General features: G+C 52.4%; 24 protein-coding genes and 1 other annotated feature. Of the genes, 13 read left to right on the top strand and 11 right to left on the bottom strand.

The window, feature by feature from the left end; genetic code table 11:
• From JM656_RS08375 to JM656_RS08330, 10 genes are all read left to right on the top strand, one after another.
• Nucleotides 1-276, top strand: a complete 276-nt coding sequence (locus JM656_RS08375; protein WP_203360765.1) for a EutN/CcmL family microcompartment protein — start codon at nucleotides 1-3, stop codon at nucleotides 274-276.
• 9 nt (nucleotides 277-285) lie between these two features.
• Complete coding sequence (gene pduO / locus JM656_RS08370) at nucleotides 286-1,293, top strand: two-domain cob(I)yrinic acid a,c-diamide adenosyltransferase PduO (protein ID WP_203361245.1); 1,008 nt, start codon at nucleotides 286-288, stop codon at nucleotides 1,291-1,293.
• The gene (pduP, locus tag JM656_RS08365) at nucleotides 1,290-2,675 is read left to right on the top strand and encodes a CoA-acylating propionaldehyde dehydrogenase PduP (RefSeq protein ID WP_203360764.1); all 1,386 of its coding nucleotides are present in this window, start codon (nucleotides 1,290-1,292) and stop codon (nucleotides 2,673-2,675) included. Before pduO ends, pduP begins: the two co-directional genes overlap by 4 nt.
• Before the next feature lie 10 nt (nucleotides 2,676-2,685).
• Nucleotides 2,686-3,798, top strand: coding sequence for a 1-propanol dehydrogenase PduQ (locus JM656_RS08360; RefSeq protein ID WP_203360763.1), 1,113 nt, complete (start codon nucleotides 2,686-2,688; stop codon nucleotides 3,796-3,798).
• On the top strand, nucleotides 3,795-5,162 hold the full coding sequence (locus JM656_RS08355; RefSeq protein ID WP_203360762.1) for a 4Fe-4S dicluster domain-containing protein: 1,368 nt from the start codon (nucleotides 3,795-3,797) through the stop codon (nucleotides 5,160-5,162). The genes JM656_RS08360 and JM656_RS08355 overlap by 4 nt, the downstream gene beginning before the upstream one ends.
• 2 nt (nucleotides 5,163-5,164) lie before the next feature.
• Nucleotides 5,165-5,719, top strand: coding sequence for a propanediol utilization microcompartment protein PduT (pduT, locus tag JM656_RS08350; RefSeq protein ID WP_203360761.1), 555 nt, complete (start codon nucleotides 5,165-5,167; stop codon nucleotides 5,717-5,719).
• Complete coding sequence (gene pduU, locus JM656_RS08345) at nucleotides 5,719-6,069, top strand: propanediol utilization microcompartment protein PduU (RefSeq protein ID WP_192612689.1); 351 nt, start codon at nucleotides 5,719-5,721, stop codon at nucleotides 6,067-6,069. The genes pduT and pduU overlap by 1 nt, the downstream gene beginning before the upstream one ends.
• Nucleotides 6,070-6,073: 4 nt before the next feature.
• Nucleotides 6,074-6,526 (top strand): propanediol utilization protein PduV, encoded by a 453-nt coding sequence (gene pduV / locus JM656_RS08340; RefSeq protein ID WP_203360760.1) that lies wholly within the window; start codon nucleotides 6,074-6,076, stop codon nucleotides 6,524-6,526.
• Nucleotides 6,511-7,725 carry an acetate/propionate family kinase gene (locus tag JM656_RS08335; protein ID WP_203360759.1) on the top strand — a complete coding sequence of 405 codons (1,215 nt, stop codon included), beginning with the start codon at nucleotides 6,511-6,513 and terminating at the stop codon, nucleotides 7,723-7,725. Before pduV ends, JM656_RS08335 begins: the two co-directional genes overlap by 16 nt.
• 92 nt (nucleotides 7,726-7,817) lie before the next feature.
• Nucleotides 7,818-8,684 (top strand): L-threonine kinase, encoded by an 867-nt coding sequence (locus JM656_RS08330; RefSeq protein ID WP_203360758.1) that lies wholly within the window; start codon nucleotides 7,818-7,820, stop codon nucleotides 8,682-8,684.
• Between the two features lie 33 nt (nucleotides 8,685-8,717).
• Here JM656_RS08330 and JM656_RS08325 read toward each other — a convergent pair whose 3' ends face one another.
• The 7 genes from JM656_RS08325 to phsA form a co-directional block, all read right to left on the bottom strand.
• Nucleotides 8,718-9,053 (bottom strand): DUF496 family protein, encoded by a 336-nt coding sequence (locus JM656_RS08325; RefSeq protein WP_162379907.1) that lies wholly within the window; start codon nucleotides 9,051-9,053, stop codon nucleotides 8,718-8,720.
• Between the two features lie 172 nt (nucleotides 9,054-9,225).
• Nucleotides 9,226-10,284: an FUSC family protein gene (locus tag JM656_RS08320; protein WP_203360757.1), complete on the bottom strand. Its 1,059-nt coding sequence runs from the start codon at nucleotides 10,282-10,284 to the stop codon at nucleotides 9,226-9,228.
• A gap of 136 nt (nucleotides 10,285-10,420) precedes the next feature.
• A complete protein-coding gene (gene sbmC, locus JM656_RS08315; RefSeq protein ID WP_203360756.1) occupies nucleotides 10,421-10,891 on the bottom strand; it encodes a DNA gyrase inhibitor SbmC in 471 nt (156 codons plus the stop codon).
• Between the two features lie 122 nt (nucleotides 10,892-11,013).
• Nucleotides 11,014-12,186, bottom strand: a complete 1,173-nt coding sequence (gene dacD, locus JM656_RS08310) for a serine-type D-Ala-D-Ala carboxypeptidase DacD (RefSeq protein ID WP_203360755.1) — start codon at nucleotides 12,184-12,186, stop codon at nucleotides 11,014-11,016.
• Nucleotides 12,187-12,337: 151 nt separating this feature from the next.
• Entirely contained in the window at nucleotides 12,338-13,105 is a 768-nt protein-coding gene (gene phsC, locus JM656_RS08305) for a thiosulfate reductase cytochrome B subunit (RefSeq protein ID WP_203360754.1), read from the bottom strand.
• Nucleotides 13,102-13,680 carry a thiosulfate reductase electron transport protein PhsB gene (gene phsB / locus JM656_RS08300; RefSeq protein ID WP_203360753.1) on the bottom strand — a complete coding sequence of 193 codons (579 nt, stop codon included), beginning with the start codon at nucleotides 13,678-13,680 and terminating at the stop codon, nucleotides 13,102-13,104. Before phsB ends, phsC begins: the two co-directional genes overlap by 4 nt.
• 14 nt (nucleotides 13,681-13,694) lie before the next feature.
• Complete coding sequence (phsA, locus tag JM656_RS08295; RefSeq protein ID WP_203360752.1) at nucleotides 13,695-15,971, bottom strand: thiosulfate reductase PhsA; 2,277 nt, start codon at nucleotides 15,969-15,971, stop codon at nucleotides 13,695-13,697.
• A 398-nt stretch (nucleotides 15,972-16,369) separates the two neighbouring features.
• Between phsA and sbcB the strand changes: the two genes are divergently transcribed.
• Entirely contained in the window at nucleotides 16,370-17,794 is a 1,425-nt protein-coding gene (gene sbcB, locus JM656_RS08290; protein WP_203360751.1) for an exodeoxyribonuclease I, read from the top strand.
• Nucleotides 17,795-17,900: 106 nt separating this feature from the next.
• Here sbcB and plaP read toward each other — a convergent pair whose 3' ends face one another.
• The 4 genes from plaP to JM656_RS08270 all read right to left on the bottom strand — a co-directional run bounded on the left by plaP (nucleotide 17,901) and on the right by JM656_RS08270 (nucleotide 21,321).
• Nucleotides 17,901-19,259: a putrescine/proton symporter PlaP gene (plaP, locus tag JM656_RS08285; protein WP_203360750.1), complete on the bottom strand. Its 1,359-nt coding sequence runs from the start codon at nucleotides 19,257-19,259 to the stop codon at nucleotides 17,901-17,903.
• The gene (yoeI, locus tag JM656_RS08280) at nucleotides 19,249-19,311 is read right to left on the bottom strand and encodes a membrane protein YoeI (RefSeq protein WP_181684280.1); all 63 of its coding nucleotides are present in this window, start codon (nucleotides 19,309-19,311) and stop codon (nucleotides 19,249-19,251) included. The genes plaP and yoeI overlap by 11 nt, the downstream gene beginning before the upstream one ends.
• A 215-nt stretch (nucleotides 19,312-19,526) precedes the next feature.
• Nucleotides 19,527-20,450 (bottom strand): LysR substrate-binding domain-containing protein, encoded by a 924-nt coding sequence (locus JM656_RS08275; RefSeq protein WP_203360749.1) that lies wholly within the window; start codon nucleotides 20,448-20,450, stop codon nucleotides 19,527-19,529.
• A gap of 46 nt (nucleotides 20,451-20,496) precedes the next feature.
• Complete coding sequence (locus JM656_RS08270) at nucleotides 20,497-21,321, bottom strand: SDR family oxidoreductase (protein WP_203360748.1); 825 nt, start codon at nucleotides 21,319-21,321, stop codon at nucleotides 20,497-20,499.
• A 174-nt stretch (nucleotides 21,322-21,495) separates the two neighbouring features.
• Between JM656_RS08270 and hisL the strand changes: the two genes are divergently transcribed.
• Nucleotides 21,496-21,543, top strand: coding sequence for a his operon leader peptide (gene hisL / locus JM656_RS08265; RefSeq protein WP_001375657.1), 48 nt, complete (start codon nucleotides 21,496-21,498; stop codon nucleotides 21,541-21,543).
• Nucleotides 21,519-21,641 (top strand) — a sequence feature (His leader region). Its footprint overlaps the gene before it by 25 nt.
• Nucleotides 21,642-21,685: 44 nt before the next feature.
• Nucleotides 21,686-22,585, top strand: a complete 900-nt coding sequence (hisG, locus tag JM656_RS08260) for an ATP phosphoribosyltransferase (RefSeq protein ID WP_162379918.1) — start codon at nucleotides 21,686-21,688, stop codon at nucleotides 22,583-22,585.
• Nucleotide 22,586: the final 1 nt, after the last annotated feature.

Genomic DNA, 22,586 nt, shown 5'->3' with positions numbered 1-22,586 from the left:
ATGCATCTGGCACGCGTTACAGGCGCGGTGGTATCCACACAAAAATCACCGTCTCTGGTGGGGAAAAAGCTCCTGCTGGTACGTCGGGTCTGTGCCGATGGGGAACTGCCCTCACACCCCACCACAGGTGATGAAGTGGCGGTTGATTCCGTAGGGGCTGGCATTGGCGAGTTAGTGTTGCTCAGCAGCGGCTCCAGCGCCAGACATGTTTTCAGCGGTCCCAATGAGGCCATAGACCTGGCCATTGTCGGCATCGTCGACACGGTATCTCGTTAAGGGGGAATGATGGCGATTTATACCCGAACAGGTGATGCCGGAACCACCGCCCTGTTTACCGGCCAACGCGTCAGTAAAACCCATCCGCGAGTTGAAGCTTACGGAGCGCTGGATGAACTTAATGCCGTGCTGAGTCTGTGTGTATGTGCTTGCGCCAGTGCGCAACATCGCACGCTGCTGGAATCTATTCAGTTACAGATCTTCTGGTTTAGCGCAGAGCTTGCCAGTGAAAGCGAACAACCGGCATCAGGGCAGCGTTATATCAGTTCTGAAGAAATTACCGCACTTGAAATCGCTATTGATACCGCGATGGGCCGCGTCCCCCCCTTGCACAGCTTTATTCTGCCGGGTCGGTGCGAGGCGGCGAGCCGATTGCACTTTGCGCGGACGTTAGCGCGTCGCGCAGAGCGACGTCTGGTGGAGTTGTCTGAAGGCGTCGCGGTCAGGCATGTACTGATGCGCTACATCAACCGACTTTCAGATTGTTTGTATGCCCTCGCGCGCGCCGAAGATCACGATGCTCATCAAAGCAACATTATTCGGGAAGTGGCAAAGCGTTATCTGGCTTCTGGTCACGCCCCCTCCATGAAGGAATCCGCAATGTCCCTCTCATTTCAGGAGCTTCATCAGTTAACCCGTTCAGCCGTTGAACGGGCACAAGAATTACAGGTGCCTGTTGTCGTCAGCATTGTTGACGCCCACGGAGTGGAAACAGTGACCTGGCGTATGCCGGATGCTCTATTAGTGAGCAGTGAACTGGCACCGAAGAAAGCATGGACGGCTGTCGCGATGAAAACAGCGACCCATGAACTTTCCGCTGCGGTTCAGCCCGGCGCGGCGCTTTATGGTCTGGAAAGTCATCTGCAAGGCAAAGTGGTGACGTTTGGCGGCGGATATGCGCTATGGCGTGACGGTGTACTGATTGGGGGTCTTGGGATCAGCGGCGGTAGCGTTGAACAGGACATGGAAATTGCACAAACCGCCATTGCGGCTATTAACGTGAGAACACATCAATGAATACTTCTGAGCTGGAAACCCTCATCCGAACCATTCTGAGCGAACAGTTAGCGCCCACCAGCGCGGACGTAAAAGGGAATGGTATCTTTCAGTCAGTTGATGAGGCAATCAACGCCGCACACCAGGCATTCTTACGTTATCAGCAGTGCCCGCTAAAAACCCGAAGCGCCATTATCAGCGCAATTCGTGAAGAGCTCAATTCGCACCTTGCGACGCTTGCGCAAGAGAGCGCGGTAGAAACCGGAATGGGCAATAAAGAGGACAAGTTCCTCAAGAATAAAGCCGCTCTGGAAAACACACCGGGCATTGAAGATCTCACCACCACGGCGTTGACAGGCGATGGCGGCATGGTGCTATTCGAATACTCGCCGTTTGGCGTTATCGGTTCCGTCGCCCCCTGCACCAACCCAACCGAAACCATCATCAATAACAGCATCAGCATGCTGGCGGCGGGAAACAGCGTTTATTTCAGTCCGCATCCAGGGGCCAAAAACGTCTCCCTTAAATTGATCAGCATGATTGAGGAGATAGCGTTCCGCAGTTGTGGGATCCGCAATCTGGTCGTCACTGTCGCAGAACCCACGTTTGAAGCAACCCAGCAAATGATGGCACACCCTCACATTGCGGTACTGGCGATCACCGGCGGTCCTGGTATCGTGGCGATGGGGATGAAAAGTGGCAAAAAAGTCATTGGCGCAGGCGCGGGAAATCCCCCCTGCATCGTCGATGAAACTGCTGATTTAGTGAAGGCTGCGGAAGATATCATTAATGGCGCCTCGTTCGATTACAACCTGCCCTGCATTGCAGAAAAGAGCCTGATCGTCGTGGAGTCCGTTGCCGACAACCTGATCCAACAAATGCAGAGCTTTGGCGCGATGCTCCTCACCCCGGCAGAAACGGATAAGCTCCGTGCGACCTGCCTTCCGGAAGGTCAGGCCAATAAAAAACTGGTTGGCAAAAGCCCCGAAACCATGCTGGAAGCCTCCGGTATCACGGTTCCCGCCAAAAAAACACGCTTGCTGATCGCCGTCGTAGACGCGAACGATGCCTGGGTTACCTGCGAACAACTGATGCCGATGTTGCCCATCGTGAAAGTGAAGGACTTCGACAGCGCACTGACGCTGGCCATCAAAGTCGAAGAAGGCCTGCACCATACCGCCATTATGCACTCGCAGAATGTTTCACGTCTGAACCTGGCAGCCCGCACATTGCAGACCTCTATTTTTGTGAAAAACGGTCCGTCCTATGCGGGAATCGGCGTTGGAGGCGAAGGGTTCACCACCTTTACGATTGCCACGCCAACGGGTGAAGGGACAACCTCAGCCAAAACATTCGCGCGGTCCCGTCGCTGCGTACTGACAAACGGTTTTTCAATCCGTTAATGAGGTTGTGATGAATACCTTTTCACTGCAAACCCGTTTGTACAGCGGCCAGGGCAGTCTGGACGTGCTGAAGCGCTTTACGAATAAGCATATCTGGATTATTTGCGATGGTTTTCTCGCGCGTTCACCGCTTATCGACACGCTGCGAGAAACTTTACCTGACAGTAATCGCATCAGCGTGTTTAGTGAGATAACGCCAGACCCCACCATCAGCACCGTCGTGCAAGGGATTGCGCAAATGCAGTCCCTGCGCCCCGATATCGTAATGGGTTTTGGTGGCGGTTCAGCGCTTGACGCCGCCAAAGCCATCGTCTGGTTCAGCCGCCAGTTTGGTATTGAAATCGAAACCTGTGTTGCCATTCCAACCACCAGCGGCACCGGGTCTGAAGTCACCAGCGCGTGTGTGATAAGCGATCCCGATAAAGGGATTAAATACCCGCTGTTCAACAATGCGCTCTATCCGGATATGGCGATCCTCGATCCCCGACTGGTCGTCAGCGTCCCCGCAAATATCACCGCCAATACCGGTATGGACGTATTAACCCATGCCCTTGAGGCCTATGTTTCATCACGGGCCAGCGATTTTACTGACGCACTGGCGGAAAAAGCCGCGCAAATCGTTTTTCAGTATCTGCCCGTAGCCGTTAAAAAAGGGGATTGTCTGGCGACACGTGGGAAAATGCACAACGCGTCAACCCTGGCTGGCATGGCGTTTAGCCAGGCCGGTCTGGGGCTTAACCATGCCATCGCACACCAGTTGGGAGGCCAATTTCACCTCGCTCATGGACTGGCCAATGCGCTGCTACTTACCTCAGTCATTCGTTTTAATGCGCAGGATCCGCGAGCGGCAAAGCGGTACGTAAGATTCGCGAAAGCTTGTCAGTTATGTCCGGACAATGCGAACGATATCACAGGGTTGAATGCGCTGATTCGCAGTATTGAACAACTCATAAGACAATGCGCCATTCCTTCTTTTTCCGAAGTGCTGACTGATGGTAAAACGGAGTATTCCCAGCGAATACCTGCCATGGTTCAGGCTGCACTGGCAGATGTCACGTTAAAAACTAATCCGCGTCCCACTGACGCCAGCGCTATTCAAGCGTTGTTGGAGGAATTGATATGAATACGTCTCCTAATGCCTTCGAATTCACTGAACTTATCGTTTGCGATGCTCAGGCAATCCGTGAAAGAGTTCGTGCTGCGGGGGTGGTAGGTGCCGGAGGCGCTGGTTTTCCCGCCCATGTCAAATTGCAGGCGCAGGTGGAAATCTTCCTCGTCAACGCCGCAGAATGTGAACCGATGCTGAAGGTCGACCAACAGCTCATGGCCCAACAGGCGGCTCGTCTGGTTCGTGGCGTGCAATACGCAATGAAAGCAACCGGCGCCCGTGAAGGCATTATTGCCCTCAAAGAAAAATACCGACCTGCCATCGCCGCCTTAACCCCGCTTCTCCCTTCAGACATCAGGTTGCACATTTTGCCGGATGTCTATCCGGCAGGTGATGAGGTTCTGACCATCTGGATGGCGACAGGTCGGCGCGTCCCTCCTGCGGCTCTGCCTGTCAGCGTGGGCGTCGTCGTCAATAACGTGCAGACCGTGCTGAATATCGCCAGAGCGGTGGAACAGCAGTTTCCCGTCACACGCCGTACTCTGACGGTTAATGGCGCCGTGGCTCATCCCCAGACGCTGACTGTCCCCATCGGTATGTCATTGCGTGAGGTTCTCTCTCTGGCGGGGGGAGCCACCATTGATTCCCCCGGGTTTATCAATGGCGGCCCAATGATGGGGCATTTGCTCACCACGCTGGATACCCCGGTAACCAAAACCACGGGGGGATTGCTGGTATTGCCCGAAAAGCACCCACTGATCCAGCGGCGTATGCAGGATGAACGCACGGTGCTTTCCATTGCGAAAACGGTCTGTGAACAGTGTCGGTCATGTACTGATTTGTGCCCTCGGCATTTGATAGGCCATGAATTATCGCCACACCTGCTAGTACGTGCGGTGAACTATCAACAAGCCGCAACACCCCAACTGTTGCTCAGCGCGTTGACCTGTTCGGAATGTAATGTGTGTGAAAGTGTCGCCTGTCCGGTGGGCATCTCCCCAATGCGAATTAACCGCATGCTCAAGCGAGAGTTGCGGGCGCAAAACCTGCGTTATGAGGGGCCGCTGAATCCTGCCGATGAAATGGCGAAATATCGGCTGGTACCGGTAAAACGGCTGATTACTAAGCTGGGTCTTAGCGACTGGTATCACGAAGCACCGTTATCAGAAACCGAGCACCTGACGGATACCGTCACTCTGCTTCTGCGCCAACATATTGGTGCCAATGCCCTCCCGCAGGTGCAAAAAGGTGACCGGGTCGTTCGTGGCCAGTGTGTCGCAGATGTTCCCGCGGGTGCATTAGGCGCGCCCATTCACGCCAGTATTGACGGCATCGTTTGTGACGTCACTGACCAGGCCATTACGGTTGTAAGAGGTTAACCATGTCTCAGGCAATAGGTATTTTAGAACTCACCAGTATCGCTAAAGGAATGGAATCAGGCGATGCCATGCTGAAAAGCGCCAACGTGAATCTTCTGGTCAGTAAGACCATCTGCCCAGGCAAATTTTTACTGATGATCGGCGGTGATGTGGGGGCGGTGCAACAAGCCATTGCTACCGGTTTATCACTCGCCGGTGACATGCTCGTCGACAGCCTGGTGTTACCCAATATTCATGCCAGCGTGCTCCCCGCCATCAGCGGGCTGAACAGTGTTGATAAGCGTCAGGCCGTCGGGATTGTGGAAACGTGGAGCGTGGCGGCATGCATCAGCGCCGCTGACCGTGCGGTCAAAGCCTCAAATGTCACGCTGGTTCGGGTACATATGGCATTTGGCATCGGTGGTAAATGCTACATGGTGGTGGCGGGTGATGTTTCTGATGTTAACAACGCCGTTACCGTTGCCAGTGAAAGCGCGGGCGAAAAAGGGCTGCTGGTCTACCGCTCAGTGATTCCTCGTCCACATGAAGCCATGTGGCGGCAGATTGTGGAGGGATAATGGAAAGACAACCCACGACGGATCGTATGATCCAGGAATATGTCCCTGGTAAGCAGGTTACGCTGGCGCATCTGATTGCCAATCCGGGCAAAGATTTATTTAAAAAACTGGGGCTTCAGGATGCCGTATCAGCCATCGGTATTCTGACCATCACCCCCAGCGAGGCCTCCATTATCGCCTGTGATATCGCCACCAAGTCAGGAGCCGTAGAGATTGGTTTTCTCGACAGATTCACAGGGGCCGTTGTGTTGACGGGCGATGTTTCTGCCGTTGAATACGCGCTGAAACAGGTCACGAGAGTATTGAGTGAAATGATGCTTTTTACTTCATGCCCCGTCACCCGGACCTGACACCATGAAGCGCATGATGCTTATTGGCCCCAGCCAGTGCGGTAAAACGTCACTCACGCAATGTTTACGTGGTGAGAAACTTCATTACCAAAAAACGCAGGCCATCGTGTGGTCCCCTGACACGATTGACACTCCGGGCGAATACCTTGAGAACCGCTGTCTCTACAGCGCACTGCTGGTGAGCGCCTGTGAAGCTGAAATGATTGCCCTGGTGTTGAACGCCGATGCGCCCTGGTCTCCCTTTTCACCGGGGTTCACAGCGCCGATGAACAGACCCGTCATTGGCATCGTCACCAAATCCGATTTGGCAAACGCGTCGCGTATATCAACCGTACAGAGCTGGTTGACCCAGGCCGGGGCTGAACACATCTTTACCACCAGCGCCGCGACGAATTCAGGCGTCGATGAAATGTTTGATTTTCTGACCGCAAAGGAATCTTCATGTTTCACAAAATAATGGCCATTAACGCAGGCAGTTCATCGCTAAAATTCCAGTTACTGGCGATGCCGCAAGGCACTGCTATCTGCCAGGGTTTGATCGAGCGTATTGGTATGGTTAATGCGCAGGTCACGATAAAAACGCCCACGCAAAAATGGCAAGAAACATTGCCGATGGCGGATCATCGTGAAGCCGTTGCGTTACTGCTGGAGAAGCTCATTGATTATCGAATTATCAACACATTAAATGACATCACAGGTGTCGGCCACCGCGTCGCGCACGGCGGCGAGTCGTTTAAAGATTCGGCGCTGATCACGGATGAAACGCTGGCGCAAATAGAACATCTTGCGGAACTGGCCCCGCTGCACAATCCGGTCAATGTCATTGGCATTAAAGTATTTCGCCAATTACTCCCCAACACGCCGTCAGTGGCCGTTTTTGATACGGCTTTTCATCAGACGCTGGATGAACCCGCTTACGTCTATCCCTTACCCTGGCGCTATTATGCAGATCTCGGCATTCGTCGCTACGGATTCCACGGCACCAGCCATAAATATGTCAGTGCCAAGCTGGCAGAAAAACTGGGGGTTCCACTCAGCGCGCTACGAATTGTGTGTTGTCACCTTGGCAACGGCAGCAGTATTTGTGCAATCAAGGGAGGCCAGTCCGTAAACACCTCAATGGGATTCACGCCGCAGTCAGGCGTTATGATGGGTACCCGCAGTGGCGATATTGATCCGTCCATTTTACCGTGGATTGCCCAGCGAGAAGGTAAAACACCACAACAACTTAATCATTTATTAAATAACGAGTCAGGCTTACTGGGGGTCTCCGGAATATCCAGTGATTACCGCGATGTTGAACAGGCCGCTGATGCGGGGAATCGACAGGCAGCACTGGCGCTCACCATGTTTGCCGAACGTATCCGCGCCACGATAGGCAGTTATATTATGCAGATGGGCGGACTGGATGTACTCCTGTTTACCGGTGGAATTGGCGAAAACTCCTCCCGCGCCCGGTCAGCAATCTGCCATAACCTGCATTTTCTTGGGCTGACGATTGACGAAGAAAAAAATCAACGCAACAGCACGTTCATTCAAACAGACAACGCGATGGTCAAGGTGGCGGTGATTAATACCAATGAAGAACTCATGATCGCACAAGATGTCATGAGAATTGCCTTAAGCGAAACGGCAGCTTTTTGCATACCTGCGTAATAAAGCATCACCACAAGTTGCGGCAAATCAAGGTAATAGCACGATCAGCATGACACTATGCGCCGAGAATTGCTGATCAGAAAGGTGAATACATGGCTGTAGCACAATGCCCGGCGTCATGCGGTGAACTTATTCAGGGTTGGATTCTTGGCAGTGAGAAGCTGGTCTCCTGCCCTGTCGACTGGTACAGCACCGTCGAGGTGAGTTCAGGCTCGCCTCTGGCGGATGAACGTTCGCTTTCACGCGCGATGGTAGATCGAGTGCTTGCGCACTTTGACTACCCTGCCCGCTGGAGCCAGGAGATACGGGTGGATGTCCATTCCACCATTCCTGTCGCCAAAGGAATGGCCAGCAGCACGGCAGACATCGCGGCAACGGCGCTTGCCACTGCGCATCATCTGGGCCACACGCTTAATGAGTCCACCCTTGCGCAGCTTTGCGTGTTACTCGAACCGACCGACAGCACCGTTTTCCGCCAGCTTACGCTTTTTGATCATAATGATGCTTCAACGCAGATCGCCTGCGAAGCACAACCGCAGCTCGATCTTTTAGTGCTCGAAAGCCCCGTGACTTTGCGTACCTCAGATTATCACCGTATTCCCCGTCTTGATCGTTTACACGCGGGCGCGGCAGCCTTGCAGCAAGCCTGGGAAAAAGTGCAGGAAGCATGCGTAACGCAAAATCCGCGACGAATGGGAGAAGCCGCGACCCTGAGCGCCATCGCCAGCCAGATGTTACTGCCAAAACCCGACTTCAATGCGTTGTTATCGCTTGTTGAAGAGTGCGATTTATATGGCGTGAATGTGGCGCACAGCGGCAGCGTTGTCGGTTTGATGCTGGACCGGGAGCGTCATGATGTCGATTACATTCAATGGACGCTTGCAGAAAGAAAACTGACGAGCCATTGGCCAGAACAGCATTTACTCAGAATGGTCAACGGTGGGGTTGAACTGCAGTGAGAATCGAACCTCGATCCTCACTGCGGTAACGCATTATTCTGCTTTTGCGTCAGGGTTTTTCATTTCACCCATTGCTTTGAGCTTTTTAGAAATGTCGCGACGTTCTTTGGAGATTTCTGCGTTTTTGATGATGTAATCATCAACGCGATCTTCATAGTCGGTTTTCATGCTGGCAATAATGCCCTGGATCGCTTCAACGCTCATACCGGGTTTGATGTAGTCGCTCAGGTTGTCCAGCAGCAGCACGCGCTTCTGGTTGTCACGGATCTTTTTCTCAACGTCCTGGATTTCACGTTGCAGCTTGTTCTTACGGCGAAACAGACGAACAAATTCCAGCACGTCCTGGAAAGAAGGCTTGGTAGTTTCCATTTTTACACCCCTGATAATGTGAGATTCGGATTCGTTTAAGCAACCGCGACAAGTAAGGGTCAACATTACTTTTAGCCGTTGCAGATGACAATGGTTTTATCCTTTTTCCGTATCATACCCTTATTCCTTGCTGAATCGAAGCAGCAGTAGAATCATTCACCTTATCTGCTCTTTATTTGCGCAATGCGCGACAGATCAAATGCGAGAGTAGCTCCAGTTGGCGCGCGGTTTCCATGCTTAGCCAAACATAGCCATGAATGGGGATTTCAGCCACACTGTCGCTATGCTGTTCATTAATCAGTTGCCGAAGTTCCGCCACAATGTCGTTCAGCTTCCCGGTGTTTGCCAGCACGGGCTGCGGGTTTCCTTCATACAACGCATGCGTAATCGTCAGTAACGTTTGCTGGATCTGGTGTTGTGTTTCGCGCAGTGTATGGGCATTCAGCATCACGAAATGGCTGGTGCGCGATGCCCAATGTGCATTAATTTGCAGCTCAAGCATGCAGACCAGATTGCGGTTAATCGTTTGAATTGCTTCAAATATCGATTTATGAATATGGCTTTCTTTACTGGCGGGCGTAATCAAGCCGCGCATTTTCACGACATCCCCAAGTAGCTGTTGTAAGTGTTTATCCAGCCGTGGACGTTCAAGCAAGTTGGGGGAAAGCGCCGCCTGATAGAGTCGGTTATAAGACGTGACACACTGCGCCAGTTGGATCCGCCAGTGTATAAACGCCCGCTGCGGCCAGATACCGGTAAACAACATGGCCAAAAGCGACCCCAGAATCACATCGCCACCTCGCCATAATGCCGTCTCCATATCACCTGCCGGCGCACCCACCACCACGGCCAGGGTGATTCCTATCAACAACGCCTGATACGGTTTTTTGCCGAGCGCCAGCCACCCGCACAGGAACATCGCCACCGCGCACCAGATAATCATCAGCGGTAATGAGAAAAGCTCCAGGCGCAGCGCCACCAGCCCTAACGCCGCCCCCAGAATCGTACCGCCGATACGTTCAAAGGCCCTGGGCACCACGTTACCCCAAAAGGAGATCGGCCCCATAATGACCACCAGCGTAATAAGCGGCCACGTGCCTTCCGGGATATGGAACAGACGAACGAACAGAAACGTGAGGATAAATGCCAGCGCAATGCGAATGCCATGCACGACGCGGTAGTGACGATACAAACGAATTTCAAAGGGGCTCAGCGACTTATCAGTACGCACTTTCGGCTCCATCTGGAAATCACAAAGAACGCATTGTACCTGCTTTTTCACTGAAAACATCACTGCTGCGGACAGATCTTATCCAGGATGAACGAATGTCGCGATCGTCCGCGCAGTAACACCTAAAACATCAATTTCACGACTTCGGTTGTACCGGTATATGCATTTCAATATCCCAGTACCCGTCTTCTGCCCCATTGTTTAGATAGAGTTCAAAACACGGTTTGCCGGACATCTGGTAGCGGCTATCCTGCAGCACGCTATTGAAAAACTGATACCACGGCGTCGCGAAATCGTTATTTTCAACGCGAGTGGTAGCAACAGCATATTGACCACCCACTATTTCAGTGAGGATCACGCCTTCGCTGTTTTCAGGTAGCGTGAAATCAGCGGGTACTGAAACAACGGTATCGCAACGCAGTTTCTCCGCCGGGACTTCATCAGGGTTATCGTAGTAAACGGCAATCCATTCCAGCGGCACGATCTGGTTTCCATCAACCCACATCATCAACTGTTCAAAACCTTGTTTTACCGTGTTTTCCCATGGTCCAACCATGTGAAAACCGGCAATCCTGCGTTTCTCTGCTTGTCTGATCTCGTAGTTCATAATGCCTCCGCCATTATACTGTGATTATATACAGTATAATTTTCACATAACAGCCACAAGGAAATAGTGATTATTATGTGAGCAGACTCGCACTCTCGCCAGTCTGCCCTGGAATAATTCCGTTATGCCTTATGGTGAAAATAATCGCTCAGACGCGAAAAAACACCGCCTTCCTCAACGGACTCCAGCGTCACCAGCGGCCAGTGCGCAACCAGTTTGTCCCGATCGTAGAGTTCAATTTCACCAACCCGTTGATGTGAGGCAATGGGGGCGACAATCTCGTGTTTATCAAGCACATATTTTGCTTTTATATTAGGAATTTCTGCTTTTGGAAGCGCCAACCAAAAATCCTGCTCAGTACCTAGTGCAATTTTCTCTTTGTCACCGTACCAGATACGCTCGCTACCGACTTTCTTCCCACTTTTAAGAACTTGTACGGTGTCGAAGTTCTGTTGCCCCCAGTGCAACAGTTTACGGGCTTGATCTTCGCGGCCTTTCGGGCTTTCAGCCCCCATCACCACCGCGATAAGACGGCGCTGCCCATCCACGGCAGAGGCGATAAGGTTATATCCGGCACCCGATGTGTGTCCGGTTTTAAGACCGTCAACGTTTAGCGTTTTATCCCACAGCAGGCCGTTGCGGTTGTGCTGCGTGATGCCATTCCAGGTGAGGCTCTTTTCGCTATACATATGATAAAACTCGGGTTCGCCATGAATAATCGCCCGCGAAAGCACCGCCAGGTCATACGCCGAACTGTGCTGACCCGGCGCATCCAGCCCGTGTACCGTTTCAAAATGCGTATCCTGTAAATTTAGCTTTTGCACATAGCGGTTCATCATGGCAACAAACTGCGGCTGTCCTCCGGCAATGTAATCCGCCAGCGCCACGCAAGCATCGTTGCCTGAATCGACGATCAGCCCGCGACTTAAATCATGCACCGTGACGCGGTCGCCCTCTTTTAAGAACATCAATGAGGACCCCACAAACACGGGATTATCTTTTGCCCAGGCATCACGTCCGACAGTCACAATGTCGTTGCGGCTAATACGATGGCTGTCGATGGCACGGTCAACCACATACCCGGTCATCAGTTTGGTCAGGCTGGCAGGATTACGCTGCTGGTGTTCGTTATTGGCGGTAAGAATCTGTCCTGTCGTGTAATCCATGAGCACCCACGCCCCTGCGTCAATGGCTGGCGGTTGGGGGGCAAAGTCGGGGGTATCAGCAGCAAAGGCAGATGTAAGATTCAACGCAAACAGAGACGCGACAATAAACAAACGGGATTTCAACAGCATGTCCTCAGAAAGAGAATAATTTGCTGTTCTTTTTACGGAAGTTCGGGTGAACAAACATGAAAAAATTGCAAGAAAATGTGACTAAAAGCACATTTTCTTGCATGATTTTAACCCACCGCGCCTGTTTTCCGGGTTTCAGCGCGGGGAAAAATTATCCCTTACGCGGCGAAGATTCCGCATGATGACTGCGATGGCGATGATAACCGTCTATCATGCTACGGAAAATTTGCCCTGGCGTATCACCGAGCGTGCAAAGGTAAATATGTGCGCAAATAAACAGCAGCCCAACGACGGCGAACGCCATATGCAACGCCAGCATAACCGGACCCGCCCCCATGAATTGCGGATACAGACACAGAAATCCGCTGATGATCAACAGAGGCACGAGCGCATACATGATGGCCAGATACGCCAGTTGCTGTAGCGGGTTAAATTTGTTTTCCGTTGTAGCAGCATAAGGGTGCGCTTCGCCATGCATAATGCCGCACAGGTAAAAACGCGTCTGCCGCAGACACCGCGTGACAAGTCCGTTGACGTTCACCTTGTAGTGATGTCCGTTACCGCCGAACGCATTAATGAGGATGAAACCAATCCAACATGCCGCCAGTGCGAATCCGCACACGGTATGCAGTTTCACCATTAATGCCACGGGTCCGATTGAGAAATGGCCAAACAGACCACTGAGCAAAAGCAGGACAAACAGCAGCGCATTTCCCCAGTGCCAGCGGCGGATCGCCAGTGAATAGAGGTAGTCACGTTGCTCTTCCCCCTTCGCCGTTTTCGGTGCAAACATGGCGCGCAACAGCGCATGCGCCCCAAGTGCGGCAAGCAGCATCAACACCACGCCCCCCGCACAGACGAGCCATAAAGGCCAGTAATCCGGCGCGTAGTTCAGTTCGGCTCCCCAGATGGTATTCATACTTTACCCTCCTGATGTATCTCCTTGCGTCGGTATAAACTGACCGCGCCACTGCGTTCTTCCTGCTGCCGGTACACCTCTTTTTGGCCGATCCAGTGTTGGATCTCCGCTTCATCGAGTCGACCAAATTTCAGCGCATCCGTCGGACACACGGAGACGCAGGCCGGTTGTTGTCCTGATGCCAGACGCGTGTCGGCACAGAAATTACATTTTTCGGCAATCCCCGTTTGGGGATTCAGAAAGCGAACGTGGAACGGACACGCTGCAACACAATAATCGCAGCCGATACAGCGCGATTTATCGACCTGCACGATGCCGTTTTCATCACGGAATGAAGCGCCGGTTGGGCATACCGTAACGCAGGGAGCATCCTCGCAATGCTGGCAGGAGACGCGGATAAAACGAAAATGTTCCAGCGTGGCAGATTCAGGGTCAGGCGTTTGGATCTGCACCTGAACACGGCTAAATCCCTCCGGGACATCATTAAGTACCTTGCAGGCCACCGTGCACGCCTGGCATCCAATGCAGCGTTTCTCGTCATGCAACATGACATAGGAGTTCGTCGGTTGATTCATGCTTTTCTCCCTCCTCATGCCCGGCTAAGCGTGACGCCAGCGGTATGCACCACTGTGCCAGAAACCGGACTGGTCACATGCGGCAGCAAGTTCCCGCAGTGAATGCCGTGCGTTGTCGCGGCGGTTTTCGCCCCTGCCTTCGCCCCAAAGCCCATGTAAACAAACAGCGTATCGGGTCGAATGCCTGCCGTGACCAGTGCTTTCCCTTTTTCTTTGCCGGTTGCGTTTTCCAGCCAGATCTCGTCCCCATTGCGGATACCCTTTTCGCGGGCTGTCTGCGGGTGGATCCAAACGGCGTTATCCCACATCAACTCACTGAGTAACGGGACATACTGCGTCGCGCCGTTGGTGTGTACGGCAACCTTGCCCTGAATAAAATAGAGTTCGTCGTCTTTTTTAAGTGCAATGTGGCGGGCCTGAGGAACCCCATAGCCAGGCAACAAGGCTTCCAGCGCTTCAGAGTACAACTCGATTTTGCCGGACGGCGATTTGAAACGTAGCTGGTCGCTATAGGTTCCTTCACTGTCTGCCGCCGCCGCACCGGGAAAACGCGTGACAAACTGACGAACGGATTCTGGCTCACGCAACAGCAGCGGCACACCCCATTCCCGATACCCTTTCTGGCGCAATTCCGCCGACAAGCCATGATCGCCATTGAGCTGATACAGCTGACGAGTCTGCATATCCTGCCAGGGGAAGTAATGCCCCAGGCCCAACTGCACAGCCAGCTCTTTCCAGATTTGCCAGCTCGGACGCGCCTCGCCGATGGGGTCCACCACCTGCTGGCGCAACGCATAAGCGGGATTCAGCCCGGACATGTCGGAGACTTCTTCATCACGCTCAAGGTAAGTGCATTCCGGTAACAGATAGTCTGCGTAAGCCGCGCTTTCACTTAAGTAAACATCGCAACTGACGACCAGATCCAACTGCTCCATGGTTTTCACCAGATCCGGCCGACAGGTGACGGTTTGCAGAGGGTTGTGGCGGGACATAATCCAGCCCTTCACCGGGTAAGGCGTCTGTTTTAGCACCGCGTCAATCACGCTTTGGACGACGCCACCGCCGGCCGCGATAAATTTGAATTGCGGCGCCACTAAATCAATGCGTTGCGCCTTCGTCTTGGGCATATTTTTGACGTCAGGTTTGGCCAGCACCGGAGCGACGGTTTCGCCTGCCAGTTTGTTATACGTTGCGGCCCCTTTTTTCTGGTACATCCCACCCTCGCGCTCAATATTTCCGAGCAGCACGTTCAGGGTAAAAATCATGCGCCGCATGTCGATCTCTTCTTGAGAGAATGTCGCGCGATGACCGGGGCTAACCATGGCATGCGGTGCGCAGGCGGCAAGCTCTCGCGTGACCCGTGTAATGACATCGGCAGGCACGTCAGCATGCTGTTGCGCCCACGCAGGCGTGGTCTCTTTCACCGCTTCCGCCAGCTGCGCGAATCCGCTGGTGTAACGCTCAACAAAGGCGGCATCGTAGAGATTTTCGTTGATCATGACGTGGCACATTGCCATCAACACCGGTAAGTCACCGCCGGGACGAATCGCATGCCACTCATCTGCTTTGCTGGAGAAAACGGAAAGACGCGGATCGAAGCTGACCATTTTGGCCCCCTTCTCCTGCGCCGTCATCAATTCATGGGTATCCGCAACTTCAATCCCCTCATACAAATTATGCCCAAATGAGACCATGTAGCGGGTATTGGCGATGTCCATCGCCAGGTCTCCACCCATCATCACTTTTGCCGCAATGGATTTTCCGGCAGGACAGGTTGAGGCGTGTGTAAAGGTATTGGGAGAACCGAATGCGGTAGCAAGATGAAACAGATGACCTGAAAGCGAACCGGACTTGGAAGAAAATACGACCCCTTCCGGCCCATATTGCTTTTTAATTTCCGTCATTTTTTCAGCAATTTCTTGATAGGCCTGCTGCCAGCTAATGACCTGCCATTCACCGCCGCCGCGTGGGCCGGTGCGCTTCATGGGTTTCACAATACGATGTGGATCATTGACCAGGCTGACACCGCTGCCGCCCCTGGCGCAAACCCGCGTTCCCTGCTGGGGGGCATGAGGATTACCTTGAATAAAAACCGTTTTATTTTTAATAACCTGCGCCTGAATCGGACACCGAAACGAACACATTTCGCACAGACTGGGCGTCAGGGATGTTTTACCGCTCACCCCCTCTGTCGGATTGCGCGCCAGTGCTCCGGGTGCAAAGCCACCTATGGCGCACGCGGAACAACTCAACCCGACGCCTTGCAAAAAACTACGCCGACTGATGCTCATATAACCTCCTGTTATTAGATATATCCAATAATTATATTGAATATATATCGTAAGTTTATGTCCTTACTCACAATTCATAACAGAGAGCAATAAAATAGATAAATAGCTAAAAATTGTTACTTATCAAAAGATTCCGAATACAGTCAAATAATGACAGTCAGCAAGAAAATAACCCCATTGGATGTCGTCAATTTAGCGTAAATTTATATCATTACCCAGGTTCACTCTATTAAAACAAAGATACAAATCGGCTACGTTATTTCTGTATTCGCTGAAAATTAATAACAACCCAATTAATTCGCATTCGTGATTCAGGCAAAGCACCGGTCTTGCTGATTACCCTGTCGTTTTTTGTTACTCTTACCAGAGCGAAAATTGAAACCGGGTACAACTCCACAATGAATGACGGCAAGCAGCTTCCTACCTTTTTGTTCCACGATTACGAAACATTTGGTACACACCCTGCACTGGACAGACCCGCGCAGTTCGCCGCGATTCGCACCGATAGCGATTTTAACGTTATTGGCGAACCGGAGGTGTTTTACTGCAAGCCTGCCGATGATTACCTCCCGCAACCGCAAGCCGTGCTAATCACCGGCATCACGCCGCAGGAAGCGCGGGAAAAAGGGGAAAACGAAGCCGCCTTCGCTCAACGAATTCACGCCCTGTTTACCGTGCCGAAGACCTGCATCCTTGGCTACAATAACGTCCGCTTTGATGATGAAGTCACGCGCAATATTCTGTACCGCAACTTTTACGATCCCTACGCCTGGAGCTGGCAACACGATAACTCGCGTTGGGATCTGCTGGATGTGATGCGCGCCTGTTACGCACTGCGACCGGAAGGGATCAACTGGCCCGAAAACGAAGACGGGCTGCCCAGTTTTCGCCTTGAACATTTAACTAAAGCCAACGGGATCGAACACGCCAACGCACACGATGCGATGGCCGATGTTTATGCGACCATTGCGATGGCGCAACTGGTGAAGTCACGCCAGCCACGTCTGTTTGAGTATCTTTACAGCCACCGTAACAAGCATAAACTGGCCGCGCTGATTGATGTCCCTCAGATGAAACCGCTGGTCCATGTCTCCGGTATGTTTGGCGCATGGCGCGGTAATACCAGCTGGGTCGCCCCGCTGGCCTGGCACCCGGAAAATCGGAATGCGGTGATCATGGTGGATCTGGCGGGTGATATTTCTCCGCTGCTGGAGCTTGACAGCAATACCCTGCGCGAGCGGTTATACACCGCCAAAGCCGATCTGGGCGATAACGCCGCGGTTCCCGTCAAACTGGTGCATATCAATAAGTGTCCGGTTCTGGCGCAGGCCAATACACTGCGCCCGGAAGACGCGGACCGGTTGGGCATTAATCGCCAGCAGTGTCTCGATAATCTAAAAGTGTTACGCGAAAACCCGCAGGTACGCGATAAAGTCGTGGCGATCTTTGCAGAAGCAGAGCCGTTTACCCCTTCGGATAACGTCGATGCTCAGCTTTATAATGGCTTTTTCAGCGATGCGGATCGTGAAGCCATGAAGATCATTCTGGAAACGGAGCCGCGCAATTTACCCGCGCTTGATATCACTTTCGCCGATAAGCGTATAGAAAAACTGCTGTTTAATTATCGCGCCCGTAATTTCCCGGGCACCCTGGATGAAGCCGAGCAGCAGCGCTGGCTGGATCACCGCCGTCAGGTCTTCACACCAGAGTTTTTGCAACGCTATGCGGATGAATTGCAGATGTTATACCAGCAGTATGCTGATGATAGCGGGAAGCAGACGTTACTGAAATCACTGTGGCAGTACGCCGAAGAGATTGTTTGAAAACCTAATGAGTCCCTACTGACAGAATCTGCAGCATAAAAAAACCGGAGACAACGCTCCGGTTTTTTATTATGCGCCTGACAAACAGGTGCAGAAAAGTCAGTGGTTATGCAACGTCTTCGTACTGCGGCACCGGGTTGCGGAAGCTTTTGGTCACGCATGCCAGATAAATCAGGCCAATCGCGGCCCAGATCAAGCCCAGCACCATGGAGCTCTCTTCCAGGTTAACCCACAGCGCACCAACGGTCAGCGCACCACACATCGGCAGGAACAGGTACTGGAAATGGTCTTTCAGCGTTTTGTTGCGCTTCTCACGGATCCAGAACTGTGAAATTACCGACAGGTTAACAAATGTAAAGGCCACCAGCGCACCGAAGTTGATCAGCGCTGTCGCCATCACCAGGTCGAAGTTGATTGCCAGCAGAGCAATCGCACCTACCAGGATGATGTTCATCGCCGGTGTACGCCATTTCGGGTGAACGTAACCGAAGAAACTTTTCGGGAACACACCGTCACGACCCATCACGTACATCAGACGCGCTACGCCCGCATGCGCCGCCATACCAGAAGCCAGTACGGTGATGGTGGAGAAGATCAACGCGCCAACCTGGAAGGTTTTACCCGCAACATACAGCATAATTTCTGGCTGAGAGGCATCCGGATCTTTAAAGCGAGAGATATCCGGGAAGTACAGCTGCAGGAAGTAGGTTGAAAAGATGAAGATCAGACCGCCGATAAGCGCGGTCAGGAAGATAGCGCGCGGAATAACGCGCTCTGCATCTTTGGTTTCTTCCGACAGGTTGCTGATGCCGTCAAATCCGGTAAAGGAGAAGCACAGAATCGTCGCACCGGTGATCATCGGAATAACGTGCGCATCGCCTGACCAGAACGGACGCGAGCTGGCCAGCGTACCGGCGCCTTCGCCTTCAAACACCCCGTACACCACCATGCCCAAAATGACCGCGATCAGCACAACCTGCAACACCACAATAACGGTATTGAAGTTAGCCACGGATTTGAGACTGCGCAGGTTAAATGCCGTCATAAACGCCACCAGGGCGACAACGAACACCCACGACGGGATCGAAGGCACAAGGGCTTCAAAGTAAATTTTTGCCAGCAGAATGTTGATCATCGGCGCGAACAGGTAGTCGAGCAGAGAAGACCAACCCACCATAAAACCAACGGTAGGGCTAATGGATTTCTGGGCATAGGTATACGCAGAGCCTGCAGAAGGGTAACGACGTACCAGCTTCCCATAGCTCAGCGCCGTAAACAGAATAGCGATCAGCGCGAAGGCGTATGCCGTCGGTACGTGACCGTCTGTGAGGCCTGAAACGATACCAAATGTATCGAACAGCGTCATCGGCTGCATATAGGCAAGGCCCATCATAACAACCGGAACCAACGTAAGCGTCTTACGTAATTCCACGCGAGAGGTGTTTGGAGTAACGTTATGCGACATGGTCATTCCCCTTTACGGCGAATACCGTCGCGTAAGCAAAAAATTGCCCCATTTTTACGGATTCCTCAGCGACAACAACTGTCGATTTTTAGTAAGTATCTATCCGGTACGAAGCCCGGCCTCTTTTATGAATGATTGGTTTGATGCAAAAAAATAACCGACGCGTATTAAAACGTCGGTTAATGTCATTTTTTGCAAGCGGCGTATTTTGCACTAGATTGAGGAGAAATGACAAGAGAATGAGACCCCTGTCCCAAATTAATTTTCCTAATCGATTGATTTACCAACAGCATCTTTTGAGTAGACACCAGCAATAGCACTATTTGCTAAAATCTCATCTCGCCACCAGGCGCTGGCCAGTCCGGCGGTCTGCTCGTTCCAGCCAATCCATACCGGTTCAAAGAGGATTTGCGCCACCACCTTCTTCTCAACCAGCGCGCCACTTTCCAGAAATCGCTGCGCCAGATAGCGCGGTAAATAGCCGCATCCCAGCCCACTGATTTGCAATTCCAGTTTGGTTTTAAAATCAAACACGGTTATCGCTTCCTGGTCTTCAAGAAGCTGAGATGAGGACGCCGGATGAGTAATGTCGCCGACCACAATGGCGCGGAAGCGTTTAATGATACGGCGGCTCAATGGCTCTTGTTCATGCACTAAGGGGTGGTGCGGTGCGACCGCAAAGACTTGCTCAAGATACCCCAACTGCACAAAACCGAAACCGCTTAAAGGAGGCGGTTCATGCGTTGCCCCCACAATGATATCCGCCCGTCCCTGCGTGAGCGCTTCCCAGGAGCCGCCCAGTACGCCATTGATAAATTTAAGGCGGGTAACACTGTGGTGTTGATAGAAAGATTCAATGAGTGGAGCAAGAAGTGAAAAAGGGAATGTGTCATCCACACCGATGACCAGTTCGTTTTCCCAGCCTTCGTGAAGTTTGATAGCCTGTTTTTCCAGCTCGCGTACGGTGTGCAGGACTTCCCGGCCTTTTTCCAACAGCATTTGGCCGGTACGGGTGAATTTGGCCCGATGACCGCTGCGATCCAGTAACTGAATATTCAGATCGCTTTCGAGTTTGTGGACGGTATAGCTGAGAGCAGAAGGCGTCTTAAATAATTTTGCCGACGCCGCCGCAAAACTGCCCTCTTTCTCTAAAGCATCAAGAATGATCAGAACGTCCAGCAGTGGTTTCATGCTCGCCCCCTCAGGGTGTATGGCGATCACCTGCTGGCCGTTCGCGTCATTCCATTGGCATCACCAGCGGATCAGGATACTGATACTCAAATCCAAGCTCATTACAAATCCGGCTGCCATCAATAATTTTACCTCTTCCCTTTTCCGGGCCTTCCCGGAATTTCGGCGGTTCCATTCCCAATAAACGGGCCATCTGTGGATAGAACACATTACGCGCCGGGTGCGCGGGCGCACATATATTATAGATGTGTCCTCCTTTAGGTGCCTGTAACAGAAGGGTGATGGCAGCGATCACATCCTCCAGATGCACCAGATTCACCCCCTGCTCGCCGTCAGGCGCCATTTTACCGGCAAAGAAACGTCCGGGATGTCTTCCTGGTCCCACCAGCCCGGCCAGGCGCAGGATATCCACGGAAGTGCCAGGCAAGTTATGCAGCCAGTCTTCAAGTTCCTTCAGTACACGCCCACTTGCCGTCACCGGATTGCGCGCCATGTTCTCTTTTACCGTCCCCTGCACATCGCCATAGACAGATGTAGAACTGGTAAAAAGAATACGCGGGATACGATGCGCCAGCGCGCTATCCACCAGCTCCTGCATCGCCTGCAGGTAAAAATCCTCACCGGGACCGCTACGACGCGCGGGTAGCGTTACCACCAATGCATCCACATCCATCAATGCATCAAGGTCATCCGTTTCACAAATCAGCTCCGGCTCCAGGCGCAGCGGATAGCTTTCAATACCGCTCATGCGGGCCGCGTCCACCCCATCCTGAGTGGTTTTGCTGCCGATAACCTGCCAGCCCTTCGCAGCCAGAGACATCGCCAGGGGCATGCCTAACCAACCTAAACCGACAATCGCGACCTTTTTCATCCCTTTTCTCCTGAATCTGGCACCATTTATATAAGGCTACGCCAGCATGGTGTGACTGACAATTCATACCACTAATATGAAATGAATTAATGTACAAAAAAAGCCCTTGCTTTCTGGCTCTAAAGTGGTTTAGGTTAAAAGACATCAAATGAATAAGCATTCATCGAGAATTTTATGACACGCGTTCAATTTAAACACCATCATCACCATCATCCTGACTAGTCTTTCAGGCGATGTGTGCTGGAAGACATTCAGATCTTCCAGTGGTGCATGAACGTATGAGAAAGCCCCCGGAAGATTTCTTCCGGGGGCTTTTTTTTGTGCGTGTCTCAGCTCGGTTCAGACAGGATAAGAGGATTAAAAGATGTTAGATAACACTCGTTTACGCATAGCTATTCAAAAATCAGGCCGTTTAAGCGACGATTCACGTGAACTCCTGGCCCGCTGTGGGATTAAAATTAATTTACACACTCAGCGTTTGATTGCGATGGCAGAGAATATGCCTATCGATATTCTGCGCGTGCGTGATGACGACATCCCGGGCCTGGTCATGGACGGCGTCGTTGATCTGGGTATTATCGGTGAAAACGTCCTCGAAGAGGAACTGCTGAACCGTCGTGCGCAGGGTGAAGATCCGCGTTATTTTACGCTTCGTCGTCTCGACTTCGGCGGTTGCCGTCTCTCGCTGGCGACCCCTGTCGACGAAGCCTGGGATGGCCCTGCCGGGCTGGATGGCAAACGCATTGCCACCTCTTATCCGCACCTGTTGAAACGTTATCTGGATCAGAAAGGCGTTTCGTTTAAATCCTGTCTGCTTAATGGCTCTGTTGAAGTCGCCCCACGCGCCGGTCTGGCTGACGCAATCTGCGATCTGGTGTCAACCGGCGCGACGCTTGAAGCCAATGGTCTGCGTGAAGTTGAGGTTATCTACCGTTCTAAAGCGTGTCTGATTCAGCGAGACGGCGAACTGGCCGATGCCAAACAACTGCTGGTTGATAAATTACTGACCCGTATTCAGGGCGTTATTCAGGCCCGTGAATCCAAATACATCATGATGCACGCGCCAAGCGAGCGTCTGGATGAAGTCATTGCCCTGCTGCCGGGCGCCGAGCGCCCGACCATTCTGCCGCTGGCAGGCGATCAGCAACGCGTCGCGATGCACATGGTCAGTAGTGAAACCCTGTTCTGGGAAACCATGGAAAAACTGAAAGCGCTGGGTGCCAGTTCGATTCTGGTGCTGCCCATTGAGAAGATGATGGAGTAAA

This window comes from Citrobacter sp. R56 (assembly GCF_016811995.1).
GTDB classification, from domain to species: domain Bacteria; phylum Pseudomonadota; class Gammaproteobacteria; order Enterobacterales; family Enterobacteriaceae; genus Citrobacter_D; species Citrobacter_D enshiensis.
This window is presented reverse-complemented; position numbering and strand designations above follow the sequence as displayed.

Bases quoted from the DNA above. Each gene is read 5' to 3' on its own strand.
- JM656_RS08375 (WP_203360765.1), top strand. From the start codon at position 1: ATGCATCTGGCACGCGTTACAGGCGCGGTGGTATCCACACAAAAATCA.
- pduO (WP_203361245.1), top strand. From the start codon at position 286: ATGGCGATTTATACCCGAACAGGTGATGCCGGAACCACCGCCCTGTTT.
- pduP (WP_203360764.1), top strand. From the start codon at position 1,290: ATGAATACTTCTGAGCTGGAAACCCTCATCCGAACCATTCTGAGCGAA.
- JM656_RS08360 (WP_203360763.1), top strand. From the start codon at position 2,686: ATGAATACCTTTTCACTGCAAACCCGTTTGTACAGCGGCCAGGGCAGT.
- JM656_RS08355 (WP_203360762.1), top strand. From the start codon at position 3,795: ATGAATACGTCTCCTAATGCCTTCGAATTCACTGAACTTATCGTTTGC.
- pduT (WP_203360761.1), top strand. From the start codon at position 5,165: ATGTCTCAGGCAATAGGTATTTTAGAACTCACCAGTATCGCTAAAGGA.
- pduU (WP_192612689.1), top strand. From the start codon at position 5,719: ATGGAAAGACAACCCACGACGGATCGTATGATCCAGGAATATGTCCCT.
- pduV (WP_203360760.1), top strand. From the start codon at position 6,074: ATGAAGCGCATGATGCTTATTGGCCCCAGCCAGTGCGGTAAAACGTCA.
- JM656_RS08335 (WP_203360759.1), top strand. From the start codon at position 6,511: ATGTTTCACAAAATAATGGCCATTAACGCAGGCAGTTCATCGCTAAAA.
- JM656_RS08330 (WP_203360758.1), top strand. From the start codon at position 7,818: ATGGCTGTAGCACAATGCCCGGCGTCATGCGGTGAACTTATTCAGGGT.
- JM656_RS08325 (WP_162379907.1), bottom strand. From the start codon at position 9,053: ATGGAAACTACCAAGCCTTCTTTCCAGGACGTGCTGGAATTTGTTCGT.
- sbmC (WP_203360756.1), bottom strand. From the start codon at position 10,891: ATGAACTACGAGATCAGACAAGCAGAGAAACGCAGGATTGCCGGTTTT.
- dacD (WP_203360755.1), bottom strand. From the start codon at position 12,186: ATGCTGTTGAAATCCCGTTTGTTTATTGTCGCGTCTCTGTTTGCGTTG.
- phsC (WP_203360754.1), bottom strand. From the start codon at position 13,105: ATGAATACCATCTGGGGAGCCGAACTGAACTACGCGCCGGATTACTGG.
- phsB (WP_203360753.1), bottom strand. From the start codon at position 13,680: ATGAATCAACCGACGAACTCCTATGTCATGTTGCATGACGAGAAACGC.
- phsA (WP_203360752.1), bottom strand. From the start codon at position 15,971: ATGAGCATCAGTCGGCGTAGTTTTTTGCAAGGCGTCGGGTTGAGTTGT.
- sbcB (WP_203360751.1), top strand. From the start codon at position 16,370: ATGAATGACGGCAAGCAGCTTCCTACCTTTTTGTTCCACGATTACGAA.
- plaP (WP_203360750.1), bottom strand. From the start codon at position 19,259: ATGTCGCATAACGTTACTCCAAACACCTCTCGCGTGGAATTACGTAAG.
- JM656_RS08275 (WP_203360749.1), bottom strand. From the start codon at position 20,450: ATGAAACCACTGCTGGACGTTCTGATCATTCTTGATGCTTTAGAGAAA.
- JM656_RS08270 (WP_203360748.1), bottom strand. From the start codon at position 21,321: ATGAAAAAGGTCGCGATTGTCGGTTTAGGTTGGTTAGGCATGCCCCTG.
- hisG (WP_162379918.1), top strand. From the start codon at position 21,686: ATGTTAGATAACACTCGTTTACGCATAGCTATTCAAAAATCAGGCCGT.